Raw genomic sequence first — 20,980 nt, forward strand, 5'->3', positions numbered from 1 at the left:
GACCGCCGCAGAAAGGGCAAACCGCCATGGGCAAAACCAATATCACCAAGGCCGCGGTGGCCTTGACCGCAGGCCTCGCCGCCTTTGGCGTTACTGGATTCGCCGTGGCGCAGGGTGGCTTGACCGCAAACCTGGCCCTTTCCGGCAGCTTCTTTAAAATCACCATGGGGCACTTGGACGGAGAGGGCTTTTCGCTTTTTGTTGATGATGATCAAAAGGCCGAAGAGCGCCTTCCTGTCGCGCGCATCAAGCTGGACCATGCCAAGGTCTCTGATCTCTGCCTTTCCGTGACGGTTCCCAAGGTGCCCGGCGTTGGTGGGGAGGCCACCCTAGCACTGAAGGCTGAGGGTGAGGGCAGCGTGGAATCCGATAGCCTGCTGGTCGGCGCGACCGACGTGGATGGCTCCTTGGTCATGCAGGATGTCAACGTGGGCATCGATGCGAATCAGCTCAGCGATACCGCGGATCCTGGTGCGTGGGGCCTGTACTCCAAGCAGGTCTCTCTCAAGGCGGACGATGTGAAGGCCACCTCCGTGGGTGCACAGCGCCTTTCTGCCAAGAACGTTGGAGTAACTGTGCGGAGGGGGTCCGATAATGGCTGCTGAGTCGACCGCGGAGGACACGCAGACCCTCCCGGTGGCGGAGGCAGCAGGCGCGGAAGAATCTAAGCCCAGCGCCTGGCAGCGCTTTCGCCGCTGGCGCAGTGGTCGGCCCTTCTTTCCTGGCTTGTTGCTCATTTTGTCCGGCATCATCATTGCCGCACCGGCCTATATCACCATCCGCATTTCTGACCTTTTGGTGATGATTTCCACCATCTCTGGCGTATCTACGCTGCTTATCGGCGTCTTGCTAGCCATGTTCGGCCTCGGCGCGTGGTTCCAGCCGGCAACCTCGAATTATGTCGGTGTGCTGGGCATCATCGTGGCCATTATCGCCTTGCCGACGTCCAATTTGGGCGGCTTCATCATCGGCTCCTTGCTCGGCATCATTGGCGGCGCCTTTACCTTTGCGTGGCAGCCAGGGGAGAAAAAGCGTCGCACCAAGGAAGCAGTAGAGCAATGACGAGGGCGATGCCGCGAGCGGCGCGTAGCTGCTTGGCCGTACTCACCTGTGCCCTAGTGGTGGGCGGTGTGAGCGGTTCCGGACGGGTTAATGCGCAAGATGCCCCGGCGGTTCCGTATTTCAGTACCGTCTTTGCGGATAAGGTGACGCTGACGAAGAATGTCACCGTATCCTTGGGTACTTTCCCCACCGCCAGCGGTGATGTGCGGGTTCTGGAGCTGAAGGGCGACAACCTTGACATCGACAACCTCGCCATTACGCTGCCTGGCCGCTACGGCGATGGCATGTTGACCACGGGCGGGGATACCACCGAGGTACGCGGCGGACCGGTGACCATTATGGCTACCGAGCTCACAGCCACCCCGGCGGTGGGTAAGGTTTCTACATCGCGGGCGGAAATCGATTTAAGCCGCGACGATATCAATGCCGTGTTGGACAAGCTCGGTGTTCCAGAGCCGCACCCCGTCCCCGATGCGGAGGTGCCCGATGTAGTCATGGACCATCTCGAGCTGCGCGACGTCACCCTTGAGCTGGTGAACCTCAAGGGTGCTCACTTCAACGCGCCGACCGTGACGGTAGGGCTGGAGTAGCTCACCGCCGGGGAAGACCTACCCTTGAGCGAACTGGGATTGATGCAGGCGCCAGTATGCGCCTTGGGCCGCAAGGAGATCGTCGTGCGAGCCTTGTTCCACGATGGTGCCGTTCTCCATGACGAGGATGAGGTCGGCATCGCGAATGGTGGACAAGCGGTGGGCAATGACGAAGGAGGTGCGGTCCGCGCGCAATGCGTTCATCGCCTCTTGGACGAGGACCTCGGTACGGGTATCGACCGAAGAGGTGGCCTCATCGAGGATGAGCAGCGCGGGCTGGGCCAAGAACGCGCGGGCGATGGTGATGAGCTGGCGCTCGCCGGCGGAGATTGCGCCGCCGTCTTGGTCGATGATGGTGTCGTAGCCATCGGGCAGCGCGTGAACGAAGCGGTCCACATAGGTTGCCTTTGCCGCCGCAATGACTTCTTCGTCCGTCGCATCCAAGCGGCCGTAGCGGATATTTTCCATGATCGAGCCCTTAAAGAGCACGGCGTCCTGGAGCACCATGCCCACCTGGGAACGCAGGGTATGGCGAGGCATGCGGGCGATGTCGTGCCCATCAATGAGAATCTGACCACCATCTAGCTCATAGAAGCGCATGAGCAGGTTGACCAGGGTGGTTTTGCCGGCACCGGTGGGGCCGACAATGGCCGCGGTCTGGCCGGGCTCCACGCGCAGGTTGAGGCCGGTGATGAGCTCCTTCTCCTCTGCGTAGGAGAAGTCAACGTCCTGGAACTCCACGAGCCCCTGGGCACGGCCGGGAAGGTCCTCGTCGGTGGTGTCGGGGGCTTGCTCTTCGGCGTCGAGAAGCTCAAAGACGCGCTCGGCCGAGGCCACACCGGACTGCACCTGCTGCATCATGCCGCCGAGCTGGCCGAGCGGCTGGTTGAACTCGCGGGAGTACTGGATAAATGCGGTGGCAGCGCCCAAAGTCATGTGTCCATTGGCCACGCGCAGACCGCCCAGGACCGCAATGGCCACATAGGACAGGTAGGACAGGAACTGCATGATGGGCATCATGATGCCGGACAGGAACTGAGCCTTAGCTGCGGAGTGGTAGAGCTCTTCGTTGCGCTTGTCGAATTCCTCTGTCATGGCCTCGGTACGGCCGAAGACGATGGCTAGGTCGTGGCCGGAGAAGGATTCTTCTACCTGGCCGTTGAGCTGACCGGTGGAGCGCCATTGCGTTTTGAACTGGCGCTGCGAGCGGCTGCCGATGACACCAATGACCAGGCCAGTAAGCGGCAGGGACAGTAAAGCCACCAGAGCGAGCTGCCAGGAGACGCTGAACATCATGATGGTGATGCCAATGACCAGCAGCGCGTCATAAAACAGCTGCGATAGCGCCTCCTGCAGGGCCTGCTGCATGTTGTCGATGTCATTGGTGGTACGTGAGAGGATATCGCCGCGCTGCTGGGAATCAAAGTAGTTGAGAGGCAGCGCATTAATCTTCGCCTCCACGCGCTCGCGCAGGTCAAACACGATATCCATGCTTACCTTGTTGAGGATGGCTCCCTGCCACCACTGGAAGCCAGAGGAGACGATGTACATCGCGATCACGGTGATGATGAGCGTGCCCAGTCGGTTAAAATCGATGCCTTCACCGGGGACGAAGTCCATCGCGGAAGCCATATCCGCAAAGCGGTCCTGGCCCTCAGCGCGCATGCCCGCAATGGCTTGCTCGGCGGAGATATTAGAGGGCAGGTTGCGCGAAATGACGCCGGCAAAGATGACGTCCATGGCCTTGCCCATGATATTCGGGGCTACCACGGCCAAGAAGATACAGACTATGTTCATTGCCGCGACGGCCCACAGGCGGCGCTTGAAGGGGGCAAGCAGGGAGAAAAGGCGTTTGGTGGAGGGCCAGAAATTCTTGGCCTGACGGGGTGCGGAGCCGCCCACTGGATCAAAACCGGCATCCGTGGACTCGGCGGTAGAGGTGGTGTTTTCAGCCATTAGTTTTCGCCCCCTGCCACACCGGCGGTTTCTTGGGAATCAACGATTTCTTGGTAGACCGCGCAGCGGCCCAGGAGTTCCTCGTGGGTGCCGCGGTCAACGATGCGGCCGGCGTCCAGCATCAGGATTTGGTCGGCATCCCGAATGGATGCCACGCGCTGGGCGACGATAATGCTGGTCACCGGCTTTTCGCGCTCGGCAAAGGAGGCACGCATTGCCGCCCGCACCTTGGCATCGGTGGCCACGTCCAGCGCGGAGAAGGAATCATCGAAGAGGTAGACCAGCGGGCGGGCAACAAGCATGCGCGCGATGGACAGGCGCTGGCGCTGGCCACCGGAGACGTTGGTGCCGCCCTGTGCGATGGGCATGTCCAGGTCTTCTACGAAGTCCGCCTGAGCCACGTGCAGCGCCTCCCAGAGCTCTTCATCGGTGGCTTCGGGGCGGCCCAAGCGCAGGTTAGAGGCCACCGTGCCGCTAAATAGGTAGGCCTTTTGTGGAACCAGAGATACGCGCTGGACGATGTCCTGGCGGGCCAGGGAAGTGGTAGGGGTGGCGTCGATAAGCACCTGGCCCTCCGTCGGCACGTACAGGCGTGGGATGAGGGAAACCAGGGTGGTCTTGCCCGAGCCCGTCGAACCAATGATGGCGGTAGTGGTGCCGGGCTGAGCGGTAAAGGAAATGTCTTCTAGCACCGGCGCATCCGCACCGGCATAAGAAAAGCCCACGTTGCGAAACTCCACCGTGCCCGCGCAGGCCTCCGGAGAGGTGGTGGAGCTGGGTGGGGTAATGGAGGGCTCGTGCTGGAGCACCTCGGTGATGCGGCGGGCACAGATAATGGCGCGCGGCAGCATCATCGCCATGAAGGTACCCATCATCACCGCCGCCAGAATCTGCAGCAGGTACTGCAGGAATGCGGTCAGCGAGCCGACGTTGACCAAGCCCTCATCCACGCGGTGGCCGCCGAACCACAGGACCGCGCCCGTGGCCACGTTGAGGATCACCGTAATGAGCGGGAACATCACCACGAAAAGCCGGCCGATGTTCAAGGACAGGCGGGTGATGTTCTTATTTTCCTCGGTAAAGCGCTCGGACTCATAGGCCTCGCGCACGAAGGCACGCACCACGCGGATGCCGGTGATCTGCTCGCGCAAGGTGCCATTGATGGAATCCAGCTTGTCCTGCATGGAACGGAAGAGCGGCATGAGGCGGGAAATGATAACGGAGATGGTGCCGAGCAGTACCGCCACGGACACCCACACCAGCCAGGACATTCCGGCGTCTTCGCGCACGGCCATGATGATGCCGCCGATGGACATGATGGGTGCGGTCACCATGAAGTTCAGCATCATCATGTAGACCATTTGCACCTGCTGGACGTCATTGGTGCCGCGGGTAATAAGCGTAGGTGTGCCAAAACGGCTCATGTCCTCAGTGGACAGGGAATTAACGTGGCGGAAGACCTCGCCGCGTAGATCTCGGCCGACGCCCATGGCGGTGCGGCTGCCGCACCATACCGCGCCGATGGCGGTGATGACTTGGGCAAAGGCTACGGCCAGCATGATGCCGCCGGTGCGCCAGATGAAGTCCACATCGCCCTGAGATACACCTTCATCGATGATCTTGGCATTAAGCGATGGAAGGTACAGCGTGGCAGCTGTTGACAAGGACTGCAGGACAAGTACCGCGATGAAATACGGCGTATACGGCGCCGACCGTGTAACGAGAATGCGAACCAGATCCATGGACTCGCGCCCCTTTCCTTGCCGTGGCTGGGTAGCCGTGCAAGTTTATATCGGTGGTGGGTGGGGTGCTAGTTGGTTACTGCTGCTAAATCCCCACGTGAGCCAGCTGTGCGCGGGTGATGACGCTGCGCCAGTCTTCAAAATCCTGCAGTGGGGCGCATAGGCCTTCCCACGTGGTGACGGCCACGCCGCGGGCCTTGAGTTCCAAAACGAGGAGCTCGCGGTCGCCAGAGGCGGCCAGGCGGTGGATTTCATTATGCGTGATATCGCCGTCTGGTCCTACCCGCACGTTGCCGATAAGGCGCAAGCGGGGAGTGGTGCCGGGGCCGCAATGGGAGCTCGTGACGGCGTCGCCCAGCACGCCTGCCAAGCCCGCAAAGCGGCGGAGTAGACCGAATGGTGCGGTGCACTGGGTAATGAGGTCCACACACATGCCAGCGCTGATAAGCTTCTCGGTGGTGGATAGGGCTGCCGGGCCCTCCCCGATGATGGCTATACGCTGCATGAAAGTGCCTCCTTGTGCTGGGCGCGGACGCCCGCAATAGACTGTCTTGTCTGTAAATCTAGTCCGCTTGGTACGGATTGGAAACTTTTTATTCGCGCCTCCCGCCAAGCTCAGCGGCTTTTCGCCCAGAATCCGCTGCGCCGCCTCGGGGTTTTGCCTAATGTGTGACGGCATGAACCCAACGACGAACCTGCTGGACGGTGGCAAGAACTACCGCGACCCCAGCATCTCCCCGGAAGGCACGCGCGATACCGCGCCGCTGGACGCCGAGGTAGCCGCGCGCAACCAGCAATTGGTGGACCAGTGGGCGGATAAGCTTTATGACGCTTCAGCGGAAACCATTACCGAATGGGCCGCCGAACACGCACCCGGCCGCCTGGCCGTGACCATGTCCATGGAGAACACGGTCTTGGCCGAGCTCGCTCACCGCGCCGGGCTCGATGCGGACCTGCTTTTTATCGATACTGGCTGGCACTTCCCGGAAACCCTGCAGGTAGCTGACGAGGTGGAAAAGCGCTACCCGGACCTGCCACTTGTTCGCGTGCTGCCTTTGCTCAGCCCAGAAGAACAAGACGAGGTCTACGGCCCGCGCCTTTACGCCCGCGATACCGCGGCCTATAACCGCATGCGCAAGGTCGAGCCGCTGAACATGGCCATGGATCCTTATCCCGGCTGGGTTACCGGCTTGCGCCGCGCCGATTCCGAGCACCGCGCCACCGCCCCAGCGCTGAGCCTCGACCGCACCGGCCGGTTGAAGATCTCGCCCATCATTACCTGGGATCTCGACGATACGGACCGCTATATCGAGGACAATAACCTCATCATCCACCCACTCACCCTGCAGGGATACCGCTCCATCGGCTGCGCCCCGCTGACCTTCCCGGTCGGTGAAGGCGACGATGCCCGGTCCGGGCGCGTATTTGCAGACGGCAAGACAGAATGCGGGTTACACGAATAATGAGCACACTTTCTCCACACTTAAAAGACCTAGAAAACGAGTCCATCCACATCCTGCGCGAAGTGGCCGGGCAGTTCGACAAGGTAGGCATCCTCTTTTCCGGCGGCAAAGACTCCGTCGTAGTCTTCGAGCTAGCCCGCCGCGCCTTCGCCCCGGCCACGGTGCCGTTTGAGCTGCTCCACGTCGATACCGGCCACAACTTCCCCGAGGTTATCGATTTCCGCGACCGCCTCGTGGAAGAATCCGGCGCTCGCCTCCACGTCGCCCGCGTCCAGGACTGGATCGACCGCGGCGACCTGCAAGAACGCCCCGATGGCACCCGCAACCCGCTGCAGTCCGTGCCGTTGGTAGAGACTATCGCCGAGCGCGAGTACGACGCCGTATGCGGTGGCGCCCGCCGCGATGAGGAGCGCGCCCGCGCCAAGGAACGCATCTTCTCCATCCGCGATTCCTTCGGCGGGTGGGATCCCCGCCGCCAGCGCCCCGAGCTGTGGGACCTCTACAACGGCGGCAAAATGGCCGGCGAAAACGTCCGCGTCTTCCCCATCTCCAACTGGACCGAATCCGATATTTGGGAATATATCGGCGCCCGTGAGCTGGAGCTGCCCTCCATCTACTACTCCCACGAGCGCGAGGTATTCAAGCGCAATGGCATGTGGCTAGCGCCTGGTGAATGGGGCGGACCGGCCGAAGGCGAAGAGTTGGAAACCCGCACCGTGCGCTACCGCACCGTGGGCGATATGTCCTGCACTGGCGCCGTGGAATCTACCGCGTCGACCCCGGATGAGGTGCTCGCGGAGATCTCCATTTCCACCCTTTCCGAGCGCGGCGCCACCCGCGCCGATGACAAACTTTCCGAGTCCGCCATGGAGGACCGCAAGAAGGAAGGCTACTTCTGATGACTACGACCCTCACGCCGAATGTCGGCGCCCTCAAGCAGCGCGATACCCTGCGCCTGTGCACCGCCGGCTCCGTTGATGACGGCAAGTCCACCTTCGTCGGCCGCCTGCTCTATGACACCAAGTCCGTGCTTGCAGACCAGGTGGAGTCCATGGAGCGCACCTCCACCGACCGCGGCTTTGACGGCATGGACCTTTCCTTGCTTGTTGACGGCCTGCGTGCCGAGCGCGAGCAGGGCATTACCATCGACGTGGCCTACCGCTACTTCGCCACGGATAAGCGCACCTTCATCCTCGCCGATACCCCTGGCCACGTGCAGTACACCCGCAATACGGTCACTGGCATGTCCACCTCCCAGGTAGTGGTGCTTCTTATCGACGCCCGCCATGGCGTTGTCGAACAAACCCGCCGCCACCTCAACGTGGCCGCCCTCCTCGGCGTGCGCCACGTGGTCCTCGCGGTGAACAAGATCGACCTGGTGGACTACGACGAGCAGGTCTTCCGCGATATCGAGTCCGAGTTCAACCAGATCGCCACCCGCCTGGGTATTACCGATACCACCGTGGTGCCGATTTCCGCCCTCAAGGGCGATAACGTGGTCGAGCGCTCCACCACTATGCCGTGGTACACCGGCCCGACCGTCCTCGAGGTTCTCGAGACCGTCCCCGTGGCCACCGGCCGCGCCGATGAGCTGGACTTCCGTTTCCCCATCCAGTACGTCATCCGCGAGCACGCCTCCGATTACCGCGGCTACGCCGGCCGCGTGAAGGCGGGTTCCATCTCCGTGGGCGACGAGGTCCGCCTCCCTGAAGGCCGCACCAGCACCATTACCCAGATTGACACTGCTGATGGTCCGGCCGACTCCGCTGCTACCGGCGACTCCGTGACGCTCCTGCTTGCCGACGACGTCGATCTCGCCCGCGGCGATCTCCTCGCCGGCCCCCAGCGCCCCGCGGCCACCCGCGAATTCGATGCCACCGTTGTGGGCCTGACCGAAAAGGACATTAAGCCCGGCCAGATGCTCAAGCTGCGCTACGGCTCTTCCCTGGTTAAGGCCCGCGTCGCCGCCGTCACCCGCACCCTGGATCTTGATGGCGTTTCCGACGTGGAAGATCCCGAGTCCGTCGCCATGAACGACATCGCCCACATCACTATCCAGACCCAGGCCGAGCTCCCCGTCGAGGACTATGCCGCCCGCGGTGCGGTAGGCAACTTCCTGCTCATCGATCAATCCTCCGGCAACACCCTCGCCGCCGGCTTCGTAGGCCACCGCCTGCGCTAGTCATCCTTTGCGCCGCTGCTGCTTCTCTCACCGCGCATCATTATGATGCCCGTGACGCCGAGTAGCAGCGGCGTGGAGATACCGAACACCGTAGGCCCTACTACGGTTAAGTTCACGATCAGCAGGGCAACCGCCGCGACCAGTGCGAAAGCCCCGAACTTCTGCTGAAACGTCTTCTCGCTCATTCCTATCTCTCCTCCGGCTACGTTACGGCCACGATAACCGCCCCTGGCTCCCCGCGAAAGCCTAGAACGCGGCCATTTCTTGGCTTCTGCGCTCCCCTCTAGGCCCGCACTGCTTCACCGCGGTCACACCTGCAAACAAAACAAGCACGTTTCGCCGCCTAACTGGTGAAATTTTAGCGAAACGTGCTTGTTTTACATCGAACTATTGCAAAGGCGGTACGTCGCCGGACATGACTACCTTTTGCTGTCCTTCATCCCACCGGAAGCCTGCGTTGGTTGTGCCTGAGCGGTTGGCATTGCCTTCACCTTCGCGCGGCCAGTGGTAGGTTACCGCGATCTCGGAATCACTCACGCGCTCAATAGTGGGGGCGAATCCATAGGGCTTTGCCGTTGCGGTGCCCAAGTATTCGCCGTGGTTAAACAACATGATGTGGAAGGGTGAAGAACTGGTTCCTCCCTCAATCATCAGGGTTTCCCACGATAGGGATGCGCAGGGGTCATAACCGGAGGAGTCAAAGAGTTCCCATCCGATGGTGCCCCACGGAGCGACTTGGGATACGCCTTCGGAGAATGCTGTTTGGGCATCAGCTGCGCCACACGACGAAGTGGTGTCGGCTTCCGGGCTCGGCTGCTCGTCATCCATCACGACGTTCGGGGGCACTGGCCGAGTAGGTTCTTCTTCTGTCGCAGCTGAGTCAGTGGGCGATTCTTCCGGCTTGGCATCGCTGCTTTCTTCTGTAGCGGACGTCGTCGCCGGCTCCACTGAAAACTCCTGTGCGGTTGTATCCGACGTTTCGTCATCGCAGGAAGCCAAGGAGAAACTAATGAGGGCGGCGCTCGCTGCAATGCTTATTCGGCCTAGGTGGGCAGATGATTTAGGCATAAGATATTGCTTTCACATTGAGGCGGTAGATGAAAGGTCAAAGGGGTGCACGCTGCGTTGTAGCGGGTGTAGGGAGTCAACGCAGCAGAAGGGGAGTGACAGGGAATTGAGCGCGGAATCTGGATTAGCAGGGGTCAGAGAAATCCGCGTCGTTATTGAGGGAACGGGCATTGCCGCCGTACTTGGCCTTGAGCTCGCAGACCTTGTCCACGCTGTGACCGGCTTCGTAGATGATGGCATAGATAGAGCCGCCTTCAGTGCGGCTGCGCAGGGAACTACATGTGCCGCCCTTGATGATCTTGGAGCCTGGGTACTTCTTGTGTACTCGGTAGGGCTCAGAAATCGGATCAGTTGTCGGCGGGATGATGACCGATTCCGCGATGAGCACATAGCTGCCGTCGCATTCGCCGTACCAATAATCTTCGGGCGGAAATTCCTCCTCGGCGGTAATGGGCCTGTCGCGAACCTTTGGAGTTTGCGTTTGCTGTGCATCGCAGAGTTGGAGCTGGTTGGTCAGCTCCTTCGGGGCGCCAGCCGTGTCCAACTTGCCCTTGTCGTAGCACTGATTGACGGAGTCTCCAGTCGTATTGTCAGACCGGTACAACTTCCACTCATTATCGGTCCAGTAGAACAGTCCATAATTTGAGGATTGCTTTTGGGCCATGTAAAGCCAGGTGCCATCGCAAAACAGCTGAAGCGTGCCAATTGGAACGTCCATTAGGTTATTGGCTAGCGTTCCACACTTCTCCTCTGTGGAAGGTCGAGTGCTAGCGCCCTTAGCTTGTATAGTCTCAGCTTTCTTCTCAGGCGTGGATTCTTTCTCAGAAGTCGTCTCTTCGGTGGTTTCCTCGCTGTTGTTTTCTTGAGAATGAAAATTCGGTTCAGCGCTGCTCGATTCATCAGAATCTTTGTTTTCCGTTAGTGCCCAGGCACCACCGCCAATAAGCGCAATGATGGCGAGGGCGGCAACGACAATAATGGCGGTGCGCGTGCCTTTGCCCGAAGATTCTGCGTTGGTTCCAGTACCGGAGTCCCGCATAGGGGATGCAGGTCCGTTCGAATCTGAATATGGGGTTGAGTCAGATGAACCCCAAGAATTCTTGTCATTCAAAGGGGAGGCTCCTTTGTGCGCTGGCCAGAAAGAGAAATGCGAAAGAAAGGGAATGATTAAGAATCATTCCGCGTCATACTATAGGCATAAGAGTTGCAAGAATTCTCTCGAATGGGACTATGAAAGGGGTAATTGCAACGCGCCACTTTCCTGCGATGTAACTCGTAGGGATTAAGTACGTCATAAGCTGCGTGACCGAGAACCAACAGCGACGAAGCTGGGGAGTCCCACAATCTCCTAGAAGGGCTTCTATCTGACGCCTTTTCCCAAGACGAGACCCCAATGAAGGGCACCGCGCAAAGGCCAATGTCCGGCTTAATCCCAAGCATGACCAAGAATTAAATCCCCGATGAGGGGGAGGAAGGAGCCCTCGTGGGCCTGGACCGTAATCTCAACGCCGCGGAATTGCACGCGACCCGCAACCGGGTGAGCGTGTCCCCGGATCTCATCCGCCGGTTGGGCGGTGCACTGGGATATCACGCAATCGAGGCTTTTGGCCCAGAGGCGCAGACGGAATTGAGCAAGGTCTTTGATTTGGGAGACATCATCGATCTGATGCTGTTGAGCCAGCTGCCGGAGATGGAAGTCGCGCCGGGTGTGGAGCAGCAGGTAGAGGGGGACGTCGCTAAGCAGCTGCTGCGGCGCATCAGCGCGGGTGATTATCTGACGCGCCAGCAGGTGCACGAACGCCTGCCGCGGGCGACGGTGATGCTGTACCGCATGGGGCATCCGCGCCTGTGGGCTTTTGCCGCCCGCCAGCGCCTGCCCCAGGACGCGGAAAGAGCCGTGCCGGATTCCTTCCACCGTGATATCACCGGCCCGTACACCACTCCGGAGGAAGCGTGGCTGGGCATGTATGTGGCCGATGCCACGCGGCTTGGTGAGCTAAACACCCAGGTAGAAGATGCTGGCCTAGAGGAGGACAGGCAGCAGCGCCTGCGGTTGGGCATGAGTCTGGCCGATACCTACCGCCAAGTCTGGAGTTCCGCGCGCGGCCATTGGCGCGTTAGCCCCCAAACGCGCTATATCGTGCCTTCGCGTTTTGGCTATTGCCCCTTTGTCTTCCGCGTGGCCGAGGGCGGGTGGCGCCGCGATTCCTTCGAAGGGAGCCACGACCGCTTCATGGCCACGGAGGGCTATTGGATCGACGTGGAGCGCGAACGGCTCATTCACCTCGGCGCGCCAGACCCGCACGATGCTTGGCTGCCTACGGCGCGGGTGGCGGCCGAAGCACCGACGGAAGAGGACCTGGCCGTCGCCCGGGTGCTCAGCGGGAAAATCATTGCCCTCGGCGCTGGACAGAAAAACATTACGATTCGCCTGCGCCAGAAGAACCGCACATTGAACTTTGACTAGGGCGGGCAGGTATTCTCGCAGGCATGGAGAATCTCAACGGACGCACCCTTTTCGTCGCCGCCGTAGATGCGGAAGCCGCCCACATTCCGGAAGGCGAACCCCTGCTCATCACCGGAATCGGTACGGTTCCGGCGGCCATTGCGCTGACGGAAGCTCTTGCCGACGCCCGCGCTAACGGCGCCCTTCCCGATCGCGTGGTCAACATCGGCACGGCCGGCGCGCTTGTCGACGGCATGGCTGGCGTCTTCGAAGTCAATAAGGTCACCAAGCATGACTTCAAGCTAGAAGTGCTTACCGATATCAACCGCTACCTGCTGCCAGAGACCATCGAGCTCGAGACCTCCGGCCGCCTGCCGGTGCGCGGACTGGCCACGGGGGACATGTTTGTCTCCGATACCGCCCTGCGCACTGAGCTGGCCAAGAAGTCGCAGTTGTGCGACATGGAAGGCTATTCCATCGCCGCAGTATGCCAGCGCTTCGATGTGCCCTGCACCCTGCTCAAGCAGGTGTCCGATTCCGCCAATGAGGAATCCAAGGGCACCTGGGCCAACGTCCTCGACCGCGGTGCGCGCCAGCTCGCCTCGGCCGCTACGGACCTAGGCTTTCTGCGCTAAAAACTAAAAGCGCGCCGGGGGAGGGCCGGCGCGCTGCTAGTGGTGGCTGAGTCTTAGCTCAGCGGACTCATGGACTGGTAGAGCTGCTCTACCTTGTCGCGTGGAGTCTCGGCGTGTTCGTAGGTGACGTCGCTGAAATCTTCAGGATCATCCTTGGAGCCGGTGATGATGTCTATATCTGAAGGGGCGACTTCCCCGGAGCGCAGTGCAGCCATCTCGGCGTGGTAGCGCACGACAACAGCGATGGTTGCGGCCACGGGGACGGCGAGGAAGGCGCCGACGATGCCGGCCAGGGTAGAGCCGACGGTGACGGAGAGTAGGACAACGGCCGCGTGCAGTCCCATGGCCTTGGATTGCAGCATCGGTTGTAGGAGATTTCCCTCAACCTGCTGGACGATGATGATGAGGGCCAAGGCCAATAGTGCATTGGTCAGACCATTGGATACCAAGGCGATAATAACCGCCAAAGCACCGGCGGTCACGGCACCGATGATCGGGATGAAGCTGGCGAAGAACGTCACCACGGCGATGACGAGCGCGAGCGGAACTTGCAGCGCCCACAGGCCAAGGCCGATGAGGATTGCGTCCACCATGGCTACGGCGGCCTGGGCTTGGATGAAGCCGGACAAGGTCTTCCAGATGCGTGAACCCAGCTCAGTGACGTGCCAGCCGGTGGAATTGCCGGTGTACTTGCGCAGCCAAGGCAAGAATTTGTCGCCGTCTTTAATGATGAAGAAGGTGACAAAGAGCATGATCAGCGCGGCCACGACGATGGAGCTGGCCATCGAGAAGCCAGAGATAACGCCGGTGGCGATGGTGGAGGCTTGGCCCTTGGCAAACTTGACCACGTCCTGGAGCACGGACTGTAGCTGGTCACTTTGGATATCGATGGGGGACTTTTCCACCATCTCCGTGAGCTGGTTGATTCCCTCTTCGGCTTGGTTAATGAGCGTTTGGCTCTGGCTAGTGACTACGGGGGCCATGGCGGCAAAAACGCCGCAGAAGATGATGATGAGGCCGAGCAAGGTGCTCACCGCCGCGAGCGAGCGCGGGAATCCCTTGCTGCGCAGCCACGCGCTGATGGGGTAGAGCACCGTGGAGACGAGGATGGCGAGCAAGACCGGCAGCAGGCCTACCCAAATGAACTTGAGCAGGTAGCCGGCCAGCGCTAGGCCGGCGACGATAAGGATAAAGATTACCGAGACCTTGGCCATGGTGCGGAAGTCCTTGGCCAGAACAGCGGATTTATCGTCGCGCTCGGCAGGGTGTTCGCTGGCAGCCTCTGCACCAAGGTGCGCGTCGTCATAAGCGACGAGGGTATGCGAATCTTCCTCGCCCGGCTTTTGGATCTGTGTTGCGTTGCCTTTTTCCTGCGCAGACGGGCGCTTGACCTCGTCGCGGGAAGATGAATTATGTGACGTAGACATTGCCTACCACTATGCCACATTAAACTCGCAGCGCATATACGAAAAAGGAGGTAGCGGCCCACGGGCGGGGCGCTACCTCCCTTCAATACCTTTAACACGTCCGCTGACGCGGCCGGGAATTACTCGTCGCGCAGGTTACCTACGTTGCGGATAATGCCGAAGCGGTGCATGGTAACCGAAACTGCCTGCTCAAGGAGGTAAGGCATGAGCTCACGGCGGCCGTCGGCAAGCACGGGCTGGTCCAGCACCACGGAGTTGGAGCGCACCGCGGCCTCGTAGATGGAATCCGGCACGGTGCCCAGGGCGCGCACGCGGGAGGAGGCGTCATTGGCCACGTCGGTAGCAAAAGCCTCGTCGGTGATGGCCTTGACGTCGAAGCCGAGGTCTTGCAGCTGGGTGGCAACCTCCGGGGTGGCGGAGATTTCCGTGGCGGTACCGGTAATCGCAGCGGCTAGCACCTGGCGAGCGACCTCGCGCAGCTCGTAGCCTTCGCCCACGCGCACACGCAGCTTGGTCAGAAGCGGGCGGTAGCGGAAGATATTGGCCTCAGAAACCAAACCGGTGCGGTCGTGGTCGCGGCCAAACTCTTCCTGCCACGCCACCTGGTCCAGTTCAGCGGCGCGCCACAGCCAGGTGATGTCCTCCTCGGTGAGCTTGCCAGAGAGGTTATCGCGCAGGCGGTGCAGCGCGGCGAGGCTAGCTGGGGCAATGTCCACGTTGCGCGGCTTGAGCTCGCCATCGGCCCACTCGCCCATCTGCGCCACGTAGTTCGGGCCACCAGCCTTGGCGCCCGGTCCCATGACGGACTTCTTCCAACCGCCGAAGGACTGGCGCTGGACAATCGCACCGGTGATGCCGCGGTTGACGTAGGCATTGCCCACCTCAACATTGTCGATCCAGTACTCAATTTCGGCGTCGTCAAGCGAGTGAATTCCGCCGGTCAGGCCATAGCCGGTGTCGTTCTGCCAGGCAATGGCCTCTTCCAAAGTATCGGCGTACATGATGCCCAGGATGGGGCCGAAGCACTCGTTCTTGTGGTACCAAGAGCCCGGCTGCACATTATCGCGGATGCCCGGGGACCACAGGGTGCCCTCTTGGTTGAGCTTTTCCGGCTTGAGCAGCCACTTCTCGCCCGGTTCGAGCTTGGTCAAACCGCGCAGGAGCTTCTCGCTCGGCTCTTCCGCCAGGCCGTTCATAGTGGTGGTGATATCGAAGCCCGGGCCCGGCTTAAGGGTCTTGACGGCATCCAGCAGCTGGGTGCGCAGGCGCTCGGACTTGCCGGCCGCGCCGACGAAAATAACCAGGGAGGCCGCCGAGCACTTCTGGCCGGAGTGGCCAAAGGCGGAGTTGTAGAGATCATCGATGGCCAGATCCGGGTCCGCGGCTGGGGTGATGATGAGCGCGTTCTTGCCGGAAGTCTCCGCCATAATGTTCATCTTCGGCTTCCAAGAACGGAAGAGCGCGCCGGTATCGGAGGCGCCGGTGAGGATGACATTGTCCACGTCATCGTGGGAGAGCAGAGCCTTGCCGGCTTCGCCTTCATCAGTAAGCACGAGCTGGACCAGGTCCGGGTCCAGTCCCTGCGCCTCGAGGGCGGTGCGGAAGGCCTCCACCACGAGCTTGCCGCAGTGAACCACCTGCGGCGCTGGCTTGACGATGACCGCCGAGCCCGCCGCCAAGGACGCCGCAATGCCGCCGGTAGGGATGGCAATGGGGAAGTTCCAGGGCGGGGTCACCACGGTGACGGTGTGCGGGGTGAACTCGGAATAAGACTCTTCCAGCAGGCGCGCGGACTGGCCGTAGTAGGTGCAGAAGTCAATCGCCTCAGAGACCTCAGGGTCGGTCTGGGTAACAGTCTTATTGGCCTCATACGCAGCCACGGAGATGAACTTGCCGCGCTGGGACGCAATCTGATCTGCCACGGCCTCCAGTGCGGCGGCGCGCTCGGCGGCAGGGCGCTTGCCCCACTCGGTGCCCAGTTCCTTGGCACGAGCGATGTGACCTTCGACCGCGGCAGGGTCGGTAACCTCCGCGATGCCGTGCTCGCCCGGATTGCGCTTGAGCGCTTCCAGCGCCCACTGGCGGTTCGGCGCGAGCGCCGGGTCAGTATCTGCCTCGTTGGTAAAGCGGCCGGTGCGCGGTGCCTGGCGGCCGTCCTCCTCAAGGCGATTCTGGGTGCGACGGGCACCAGCGAAGGTGTCCCAGCGCTTGGCGACGGCCCGACGGAACGTCTCTTCCTGGTCCGCCAATGGCTCCTCGCCTGGGGCAAAGAGCGCGTAGAGGAAGTTCTGCGGCGCGGAGTTTTCCTCCAAGCGGCGCACCAGGTAGGACACGGCGACGTCGAAGTCTTCTGCGTGGACAACCGGGGTATAGAGGATCTGGCGGCCGTCAAAGACCTTGCGCACCGCTGCCTGCTGTGCTGGGGACATGCCCTGCAGCATCTCCGAATCCATCATGTGCAGCACGCCGCGCTTCTTGCCCAGCTCGTAGGCCATGGCGGCGGTGTAGAGGTTGTGGGTTGCTACACCGATGCGGACGCTATCGGCGTATTCCTCGCGCAGGATGAAATCCAGCAGGCGGTAGTAGTTAGCGTCCACGTCGAGCTTGTTGGTGTAGGTAGCCAACGGCCAATCGTGGACCTCGCCCTGCACGCTTTCCATGGACAGGTTCGCGCCCTTCACGATGCGCACCTTGACCTTGCCGCCGCCCTTAGCCACGCGCTCCTTAGCAAAGTCAGCGACATCCTTGAGCGCATCGAAGGTATCCGGCAGGTAAGCCTGCAGCACGATGCCGGCGTCCAGGGTGAGGAATTCCGGCTCGCTGAGCAGCTCCTTGAACAGGCGGATGGTCAGGTGGAGATCGTGGTACTCCTCCATGTCCATGTTGATAAAGACCTTGTCGGTGCGGTCTGCTGCAGCCTGATACAGCGGGCGCAGGCGCTCCTTGAGGCGCTCTACCGAGCCGTCGATATCCCAGTGGTTGAGCTGGGCCACCATGGAGGAAGCCTTGACCGAAACGTAGGTCACGCGGGGGTTTTGGATGAGCTTGAGGGTGCGCTCCGCGCGGGACTTCGCCTCTTCCTCACCGAGTACGGCCTCACCCAGCAGGTTGAGGTTAAGCTGCTCACCGGATTCGGCGGCCTTGTCCAGGATCTTGTTGAGGGCATCAGACTCGGCGTCTAGAACCAGGTGGCCAACCATCTTGCGCATGTACAGGCGGGCTATCGGCATGACCAGGTTCGGCAGGATGGGGCCGAAGAAACCACCGGCGCCAACGAGTGCACCATTGATGCTGCCCAAGAACGATGGGTCATAGTGGGAAGAAATATCCTTCAGCGCGTGCGCGGCAACCTTGTCATCTTCTGGGCGCATGACGCGGTCGACGAAGTCCATGGTGAACTTCACGCCGTCCTCATCGCGCAGCAGGTCCGCGAGCTGTTCGGTGGCCTTATCTTCTTCGTCCGCAGTGGACTTCAACCAGTCGTGGGCGCGGCTAATAGCTGCAGGCAGGACTGCTTCCACATCATCAGAGATGGGCAAGCGGGTATTAGCAGGAGAAGTCATATTGGTTCTACCTCTTTTTCAAACGGGTCACATCCCCGTAGCCGCTAGCAGTATTCGTGCTGGACAGTGGGCTGCCAGGCGATACGGCGGCTGGGACGTAAGCGGTGAGCTATGTGGTGCTGCAGGGGTTGCAGTCGGGTGAGGAGCGAACACGCGGGTGCGCGCGACGCAAAGTGAGGGTCGCAGGGATTCGGTGTGAAGTGCGATGTTCAGCGGGCCATCATGCGGGCCGAGTGCGGACGGGAGGCCTATCGCTGCTGCGACGAACGCGCGCCAGGTTGGTGTTCAACACTCACCTGCTTTCTATGACGTGACTATGTAAGGCTAAAGGAAAACGCGAGCGCTATAACGCTCTGACGTGCGGCAACCCTGCAGGTTCAGGTTCCAATTGTTGCCTGGGAAATACTATGAACTTTTGTGTTGCCGTAATTATAGGAAAGCGGTAAACGTGATGCTAGTCTCCTTTAAAAAACGGTAAGCGGGGGTAGAAAAACAAAAAATAAACCCCAGCATGTGGGGTTTAGAGGGGGTATTGACTCATCCGGGGGTAATCTACCCCCGGATTGTCCAACAATTGGGTTTTAAGAACCGTAGCCGGCCTTAAGCGCCTTCACTGCCAGCTCGAGACGCGACTTGGCGTGGAATTCACTGAGTAGGGTGGACACATACTTCTTTACCGTGCCCGGTGCATAGTGTGTGCTCTTGGCAATCTCTTCGTTGGACTTTCCTTGGCAGACCAAGTCCAGGACCTGCTCTAGCGCAGGGGAGATGTGGTGATTGTCCTTGATTTTTGCGTTTGCGGCTGCGGTATCGGCGCTGGTTCGCTCAGCATTCCAATCAGGTAGCTGCTCAAACAAGCGGGTAAGCGATTGTGGGGTGACTACCGTGCCGCCGCGCACGGCCTCGCGCACGGTATCCAAAATGTAGACCGGCTTGGAGCTTTTCAGAATATAGGCCGCAGCCTTATTGGACATGACCTCTTTGAGGGTCTCGTCATTGTCCATCGCGGTCATCGCAACGAAAACCGGCGGTTCTTCCAGCTTGTTGACCTCGCGCAAGAGGGTCGTGCCATCCATCTCGGGCATATGGATGTCCGCGACAATGACGTCAAAGTCCTGCTCTTGCAAAAGCTCGAGGGCGACCTTGCCATTTTCTGCGGTGGCGCGCACCTCCATGTCCTCAGCCGAGGCGAAGTAGCGCCCTAGGGCCTCAAGGACAAGTGGGTCGTCATCGACGACCAAGAGGGAAGTTTTTACTTCACGCACCATGGTGCCGGGCAACCAAATGCAATATCGACGGGAGATGCGTATTCCGTAGTTCTTGGCAGCTCACCAGGGGTAAGGCCGGCACCGAAGATGGAAGAAGACAACATGAGTGGGGCGAGAAGACTTGCGAGTGCGGCCTGCATTAAGGCGCTCCTTTTTGTTTGTGAAAGATTGAATAGGCAGAAACAAGCGAAAGCTTAGTGTATGGATTAAGCCTTTGCTATACATCGTGGTGGAACTAACGCCGCTTATGGGCACTGGGCGGCAGAAATAAGTTCAATTCCCATTTCCCCGATTCCAACTCTGTGTCCAATCGTGCGTCAATCGTGGCTGCAATCCGGTTCATGGAGGACATGCCAATACCCGAGGACATTTCAATGTTCTTGCTTGTCGGTTTAGCTACGGGATTAGTGATGGTGATGACTGTCCAACCCATATGGGGTCGAACGGAAATTAGAATCTCCGCACCTGGTGGAGAATACTTCACTGCATTGAGGCACGCTTCTGTGGTGATGGCTGCGATGGGTTCCAGAATTTCTTGGGGAAATTCCGGTGCAAACTCCTCGCCCTTGACCTCAACAATCGGTGCTCGATTGAGGCGGGAAAGACGTTCTTCTTCTTCCGAAATGAGCTGGGCAAAGCTTGTTGGCTTTGTGGTTGAGCCAAAACTCATGCCGTCGTTAATCCCATCGATATTATTTCGCAGGACCTTGGTCAGTGCCCGTACTTCCGACATGGAAGAGCGCATGGAATCGCTGAGCTCATCGAGTTTCTGCGCTAGCTCTGGATGTTTGGAATATTCGAGGCTCAGGGCCTCTAGCTGCATGGTGTTTACCGTTAGGTTAGAAACAACTGAATTGTGCAAGGTTTCTGCGAGGTCAGATTGGCGGCGCTTCACGTCATCATTCCACTCCACCATGGCAGATCTATATCTGCTTGCAGAGTGGGCGAGGGTTGCTCCAATTACACCACCGACGCCAATTAGCATTCCCCAAGTGAAAGCTGGGGCAGGGTGGATACTTAGTTCAAGCGTTTCGGGATCAATGAGTCCGCAAATCCAAAGGAGCAGACCGACCACAATGGTGTGGCTATGTTTGCCGTGGTAAGCAACTACGGCTAGGAAAATCGGAGCTAGGAACACCGAACAGATAAAAGGGGTCCTAGTAAGAAATGTAGCGATTAGCCAGGCGGCGACAAAGGTGCCTGCCATTCCCCAAGGCCAGCGATAGCCCGAAGTGGTAATCACTGTAAGAACTAATCCAAGAATGGCTGCCGATAACTGATGTTCTGTGGGGGTAAAGAATGCGCCTAACAGAGTAAGAGCAACGCAGAAGAATGCAGTGATGGCTGCTGTTCGCTGCAGGGTCATGGCCGCGCGGATGCGTTGGTGAATGGGCGGCTGTGAAGGTTTCGACACGGTGCGGTCCACGCTTCCTGGATGCTAAGGCTCAATGGGTTTTATCTCCCTAGTGTAAGTACGGCGAACGTGAAACAGCGATTGAAAACAGCGAAACCCCCGCACCTTCGTGCGCGGTTCCTTGTGGTGGGTTCCGAGCGGAGGAAGAAGGTGAGGGGTTTAGC

Annotated in this window: 19 protein-coding genes; 8 read left to right on the forward strand and 11 right to left on the reverse strand. The window is 60.1% G+C overall.

What is annotated here, in order from left to right:
- Window positions 1-26 precede the first annotated feature (26 nt).
- From QP965_RS08520 to QP965_RS08530, 3 genes are read left to right on the forward strand one after another with little or no spacing between them, the layout of a single operon-like run.
- Window positions 27-605 (forward strand): DUF6230 family protein, encoded by a 579-nt coding sequence (locus QP965_RS08520; RefSeq protein ID WP_284769136.1) that lies wholly within the window; start codon window positions 27-29, stop codon window positions 603-605.
- Window positions 595-1,062 carry a DUF6114 domain-containing protein gene (locus QP965_RS08525; RefSeq protein ID WP_284769137.1) on the forward strand — a complete coding sequence of 156 codons (468 nt, stop codon included), beginning with the start codon at window positions 595-597 and terminating at the stop codon, window positions 1,060-1,062. Before QP965_RS08520 ends, QP965_RS08525 begins: the two co-directional genes overlap by 11 nt.
- The gene (locus tag QP965_RS08530; RefSeq protein ID WP_284844663.1) at window positions 1,059-1,652 is read left to right on the forward strand and encodes a hypothetical protein; all 594 of its coding nucleotides are present in this window, start codon (window positions 1,059-1,061) and stop codon (window positions 1,650-1,652) included. The genes QP965_RS08525 and QP965_RS08530 overlap by 4 nt, the downstream gene beginning before the upstream one ends.
- An 18-nt stretch (window positions 1,653-1,670) precedes the next feature.
- Here QP965_RS08530 and QP965_RS08535 read toward each other — a convergent pair whose 3' ends face one another.
- The 3 genes from QP965_RS08535 to QP965_RS08545 form a co-directional block, all read right to left on the reverse strand.
- Window positions 1,671-3,608 (reverse strand): ABC transporter ATP-binding protein, encoded by a 1,938-nt coding sequence (locus QP965_RS08535; RefSeq protein WP_284844664.1) that lies wholly within the window; start codon window positions 3,606-3,608, stop codon window positions 1,671-1,673.
- Window positions 3,608-5,350 carry an ABC transporter ATP-binding protein gene (locus tag QP965_RS08540; RefSeq protein WP_284844665.1) on the reverse strand — a complete coding sequence of 581 codons (1,743 nt, stop codon included), beginning with the start codon at window positions 5,348-5,350 and terminating at the stop codon, window positions 3,608-3,610. The genes QP965_RS08535 and QP965_RS08540 overlap by 1 nt, the downstream gene beginning before the upstream one ends.
- Before the next feature lie 85 nt (window positions 5,351-5,435).
- Window positions 5,436-5,855, reverse strand: a complete 420-nt coding sequence (locus QP965_RS08545; protein ID WP_284844666.1) for a methylenetetrahydrofolate--tRNA-(uracil-5-)-methyltransferase — start codon at window positions 5,853-5,855, stop codon at window positions 5,436-5,438.
- Window positions 5,856-6,027: 172 nt separating this feature from the next.
- Here QP965_RS08545 and QP965_RS08550 point away from each other — a divergent pair, with 172 nt between their 5' ends.
- The 3 genes from QP965_RS08550 to QP965_RS08560 are packed head-to-tail and all read left to right on the forward strand — an operon-like array spanning window position 6,028 to window position 8,995.
- Window positions 6,028-6,813 (forward strand): phosphoadenylyl-sulfate reductase, encoded by a 786-nt coding sequence (locus QP965_RS08550; RefSeq protein ID WP_284814933.1) that lies wholly within the window; start codon window positions 6,028-6,030, stop codon window positions 6,811-6,813.
- Window positions 6,813-7,712 (forward strand): sulfate adenylyltransferase subunit CysD, encoded by a 900-nt coding sequence (gene cysD / locus QP965_RS08555; RefSeq protein ID WP_086588811.1) that lies wholly within the window; start codon window positions 6,813-6,815, stop codon window positions 7,710-7,712. Before QP965_RS08550 ends, cysD begins: the two co-directional genes overlap by 1 nt.
- Window positions 7,712-8,995, forward strand: coding sequence for a sulfate adenylyltransferase subunit 1 (locus QP965_RS08560; protein ID WP_239278558.1), 1,284 nt, complete (start codon window positions 7,712-7,714; stop codon window positions 8,993-8,995). The genes cysD and QP965_RS08560 overlap by 1 nt, the downstream gene beginning before the upstream one ends.
- Here the strand turns inward: QP965_RS08560 and QP965_RS08565 are convergent.
- The 3 genes from QP965_RS08565 to QP965_RS08575 form a co-directional block, all read right to left on the reverse strand.
- Complete coding sequence (locus QP965_RS08565; protein WP_284844667.1) at window positions 8,992-9,180, reverse strand: hypothetical protein; 189 nt, start codon at window positions 9,178-9,180, stop codon at window positions 8,992-8,994. The two genes, QP965_RS08560 and QP965_RS08565, sit on opposite strands and share 4 nt — an antisense overlap.
- 202 nt (window positions 9,181-9,382) lie before the next feature.
- Window positions 9,383-10,063 (reverse strand): LppP/LprE family lipoprotein, encoded by a 681-nt coding sequence (locus QP965_RS08570; RefSeq protein WP_284844668.1) that lies wholly within the window; start codon window positions 10,061-10,063, stop codon window positions 9,383-9,385.
- A gap of 124 nt (window positions 10,064-10,187) precedes the next feature.
- A complete protein-coding gene (locus QP965_RS08575; RefSeq protein ID WP_284844669.1) occupies window positions 10,188-11,102 on the reverse strand; it encodes a hypothetical protein in 915 nt (304 codons plus the stop codon).
- Between the two features lie 444 nt (window positions 11,103-11,546).
- On the opposite strand from QP965_RS08575, the gene QP965_RS08580 reads away from it, so the two are divergent.
- Together QP965_RS08580 and QP965_RS08585 are read left to right on the forward strand one after the other, a co-directional pair.
- Entirely contained in the window at window positions 11,547-12,530 is a 984-nt protein-coding gene (locus QP965_RS08580) for a hypothetical protein (RefSeq protein WP_284844670.1), read from the forward strand.
- Window positions 12,531-12,553: 23 nt separating this feature from the next.
- Window positions 12,554-13,144 (forward strand): nucleosidase, encoded by a 591-nt coding sequence (locus QP965_RS08585; protein WP_200435582.1) that lies wholly within the window; start codon window positions 12,554-12,556, stop codon window positions 13,142-13,144.
- 53 nt (window positions 13,145-13,197) lie between these two features.
- Here QP965_RS08585 and QP965_RS08590 read toward each other — a convergent pair whose 3' ends face one another.
- The 5 genes from QP965_RS08590 to QP965_RS08610 form a co-directional block, all read right to left on the reverse strand.
- On the reverse strand, window positions 13,198-14,571 hold the full coding sequence (locus QP965_RS08590) for an AI-2E family transporter (protein WP_284844671.1): 1,374 nt from the start codon (window positions 14,569-14,571) through the stop codon (window positions 13,198-13,200).
- A 119-nt stretch (window positions 14,572-14,690) separates the two neighbouring features.
- Window positions 14,691-18,134, reverse strand: coding sequence for a bifunctional proline dehydrogenase/L-glutamate gamma-semialdehyde dehydrogenase (locus QP965_RS08595; protein ID WP_284844672.1), 3,444 nt, complete (start codon window positions 18,132-18,134; stop codon window positions 14,691-14,693).
- Between the two features lie 581 nt (window positions 18,135-18,715).
- On the reverse strand, window positions 18,716-19,402 hold the full coding sequence (locus QP965_RS08600) for a response regulator (protein WP_284844673.1): 687 nt from the start codon (window positions 19,400-19,402) through the stop codon (window positions 18,716-18,718).
- A complete protein-coding gene (locus QP965_RS08605; protein WP_284844674.1) occupies window positions 19,387-19,542 on the reverse strand; it encodes a hypothetical protein in 156 nt (51 codons plus the stop codon). The genes QP965_RS08600 and QP965_RS08605 overlap by 16 nt, the downstream gene beginning before the upstream one ends.
- Window positions 19,543-19,637: 95 nt before the next feature.
- Window positions 19,638-20,828: a sensor histidine kinase gene (locus tag QP965_RS08610; RefSeq protein ID WP_284844675.1), complete on the reverse strand. Its 1,191-nt coding sequence runs from the start codon at window positions 20,826-20,828 to the stop codon at window positions 19,638-19,640.
- Window positions 20,829-20,980 lie beyond the last annotated feature (152 nt).

Origin of the sequence: Corynebacterium sp. MSK074, assembly GCF_030229735.1 — a bacterium.
Classification (GTDB): domain Bacteria; phylum Actinomycetota; class Actinomycetes; order Mycobacteriales; family Mycobacteriaceae; genus Corynebacterium.

Bases quoted from the DNA above. Each gene is read 5' to 3' on its own strand.
- QP965_RS08565 (WP_284844667.1), bottom strand. From the start codon at position 9,180: ATGAGCGAGAAGACGTTTCAGCAGAAGTTCGGGGCTTTCGCACTGGTC.
- QP965_RS08590 (WP_284844671.1), bottom strand. From the start codon at position 14,571: ATGTCTACGTCACATAATTCATCTTCCCGCGACGAGGTCAAGCGCCCG.
- QP965_RS08600 (WP_284844673.1), bottom strand. From the start codon at position 19,402: ATGGTGCGTGAAGTAAAAACTTCCCTCTTGGTCGTCGATGACGACCCA.
- QP965_RS08520 (WP_284769136.1), top strand. From the start codon at position 27: ATGGGCAAAACCAATATCACCAAGGCCGCGGTGGCCTTGACCGCAGGC.
- QP965_RS08575 (WP_284844669.1), bottom strand. From the start codon at position 11,102: ATGCGGGACTCCGGTACTGGAACCAACGCAGAATCTTCGGGCAAAGGC.
- QP965_RS08560 (WP_239278558.1), top strand. From the start codon at position 7,712: ATGACTACGACCCTCACGCCGAATGTCGGCGCCCTCAAGCAGCGCGAT.
- QP965_RS08585 (WP_200435582.1), top strand. From the start codon at position 12,554: ATGGAGAATCTCAACGGACGCACCCTTTTCGTCGCCGCCGTAGATGCG.
- cysD (WP_086588811.1), top strand. From the start codon at position 6,813: ATGAGCACACTTTCTCCACACTTAAAAGACCTAGAAAACGAGTCCATC.
- QP965_RS08605 (WP_284844674.1), bottom strand. From the start codon at position 19,542: ATGCAGGCCGCACTCGCAAGTCTTCTCGCCCCACTCATGTTGTCTTCT.
- QP965_RS08530 (WP_284844663.1), top strand. From the start codon at position 1,059: ATGACGAGGGCGATGCCGCGAGCGGCGCGTAGCTGCTTGGCCGTACTC.
- QP965_RS08540 (WP_284844665.1), bottom strand. From the start codon at position 5,350: ATGGATCTGGTTCGCATTCTCGTTACACGGTCGGCGCCGTATACGCCG.
- QP965_RS08525 (WP_284769137.1), top strand. From the start codon at position 595: ATGGCTGCTGAGTCGACCGCGGAGGACACGCAGACCCTCCCGGTGGCG.
- QP965_RS08550 (WP_284814933.1), top strand. From the start codon at position 6,028: ATGAACCCAACGACGAACCTGCTGGACGGTGGCAAGAACTACCGCGAC.
- QP965_RS08595 (WP_284844672.1), bottom strand. From the start codon at position 18,134: ATGACTTCTCCTGCTAATACCCGCTTGCCCATCTCTGATGATGTGGAA.
- QP965_RS08535 (WP_284844664.1), bottom strand. From the start codon at position 3,608: ATGGCTGAAAACACCACCTCTACCGCCGAGTCCACGGATGCCGGTTTT.
- QP965_RS08545 (WP_284844666.1), bottom strand. From the start codon at position 5,855: ATGCAGCGTATAGCCATCATCGGGGAGGGCCCGGCAGCCCTATCCACC.
- QP965_RS08570 (WP_284844668.1), bottom strand. From the start codon at position 10,063: ATGCCTAAATCATCTGCCCACCTAGGCCGAATAAGCATTGCAGCGAGC.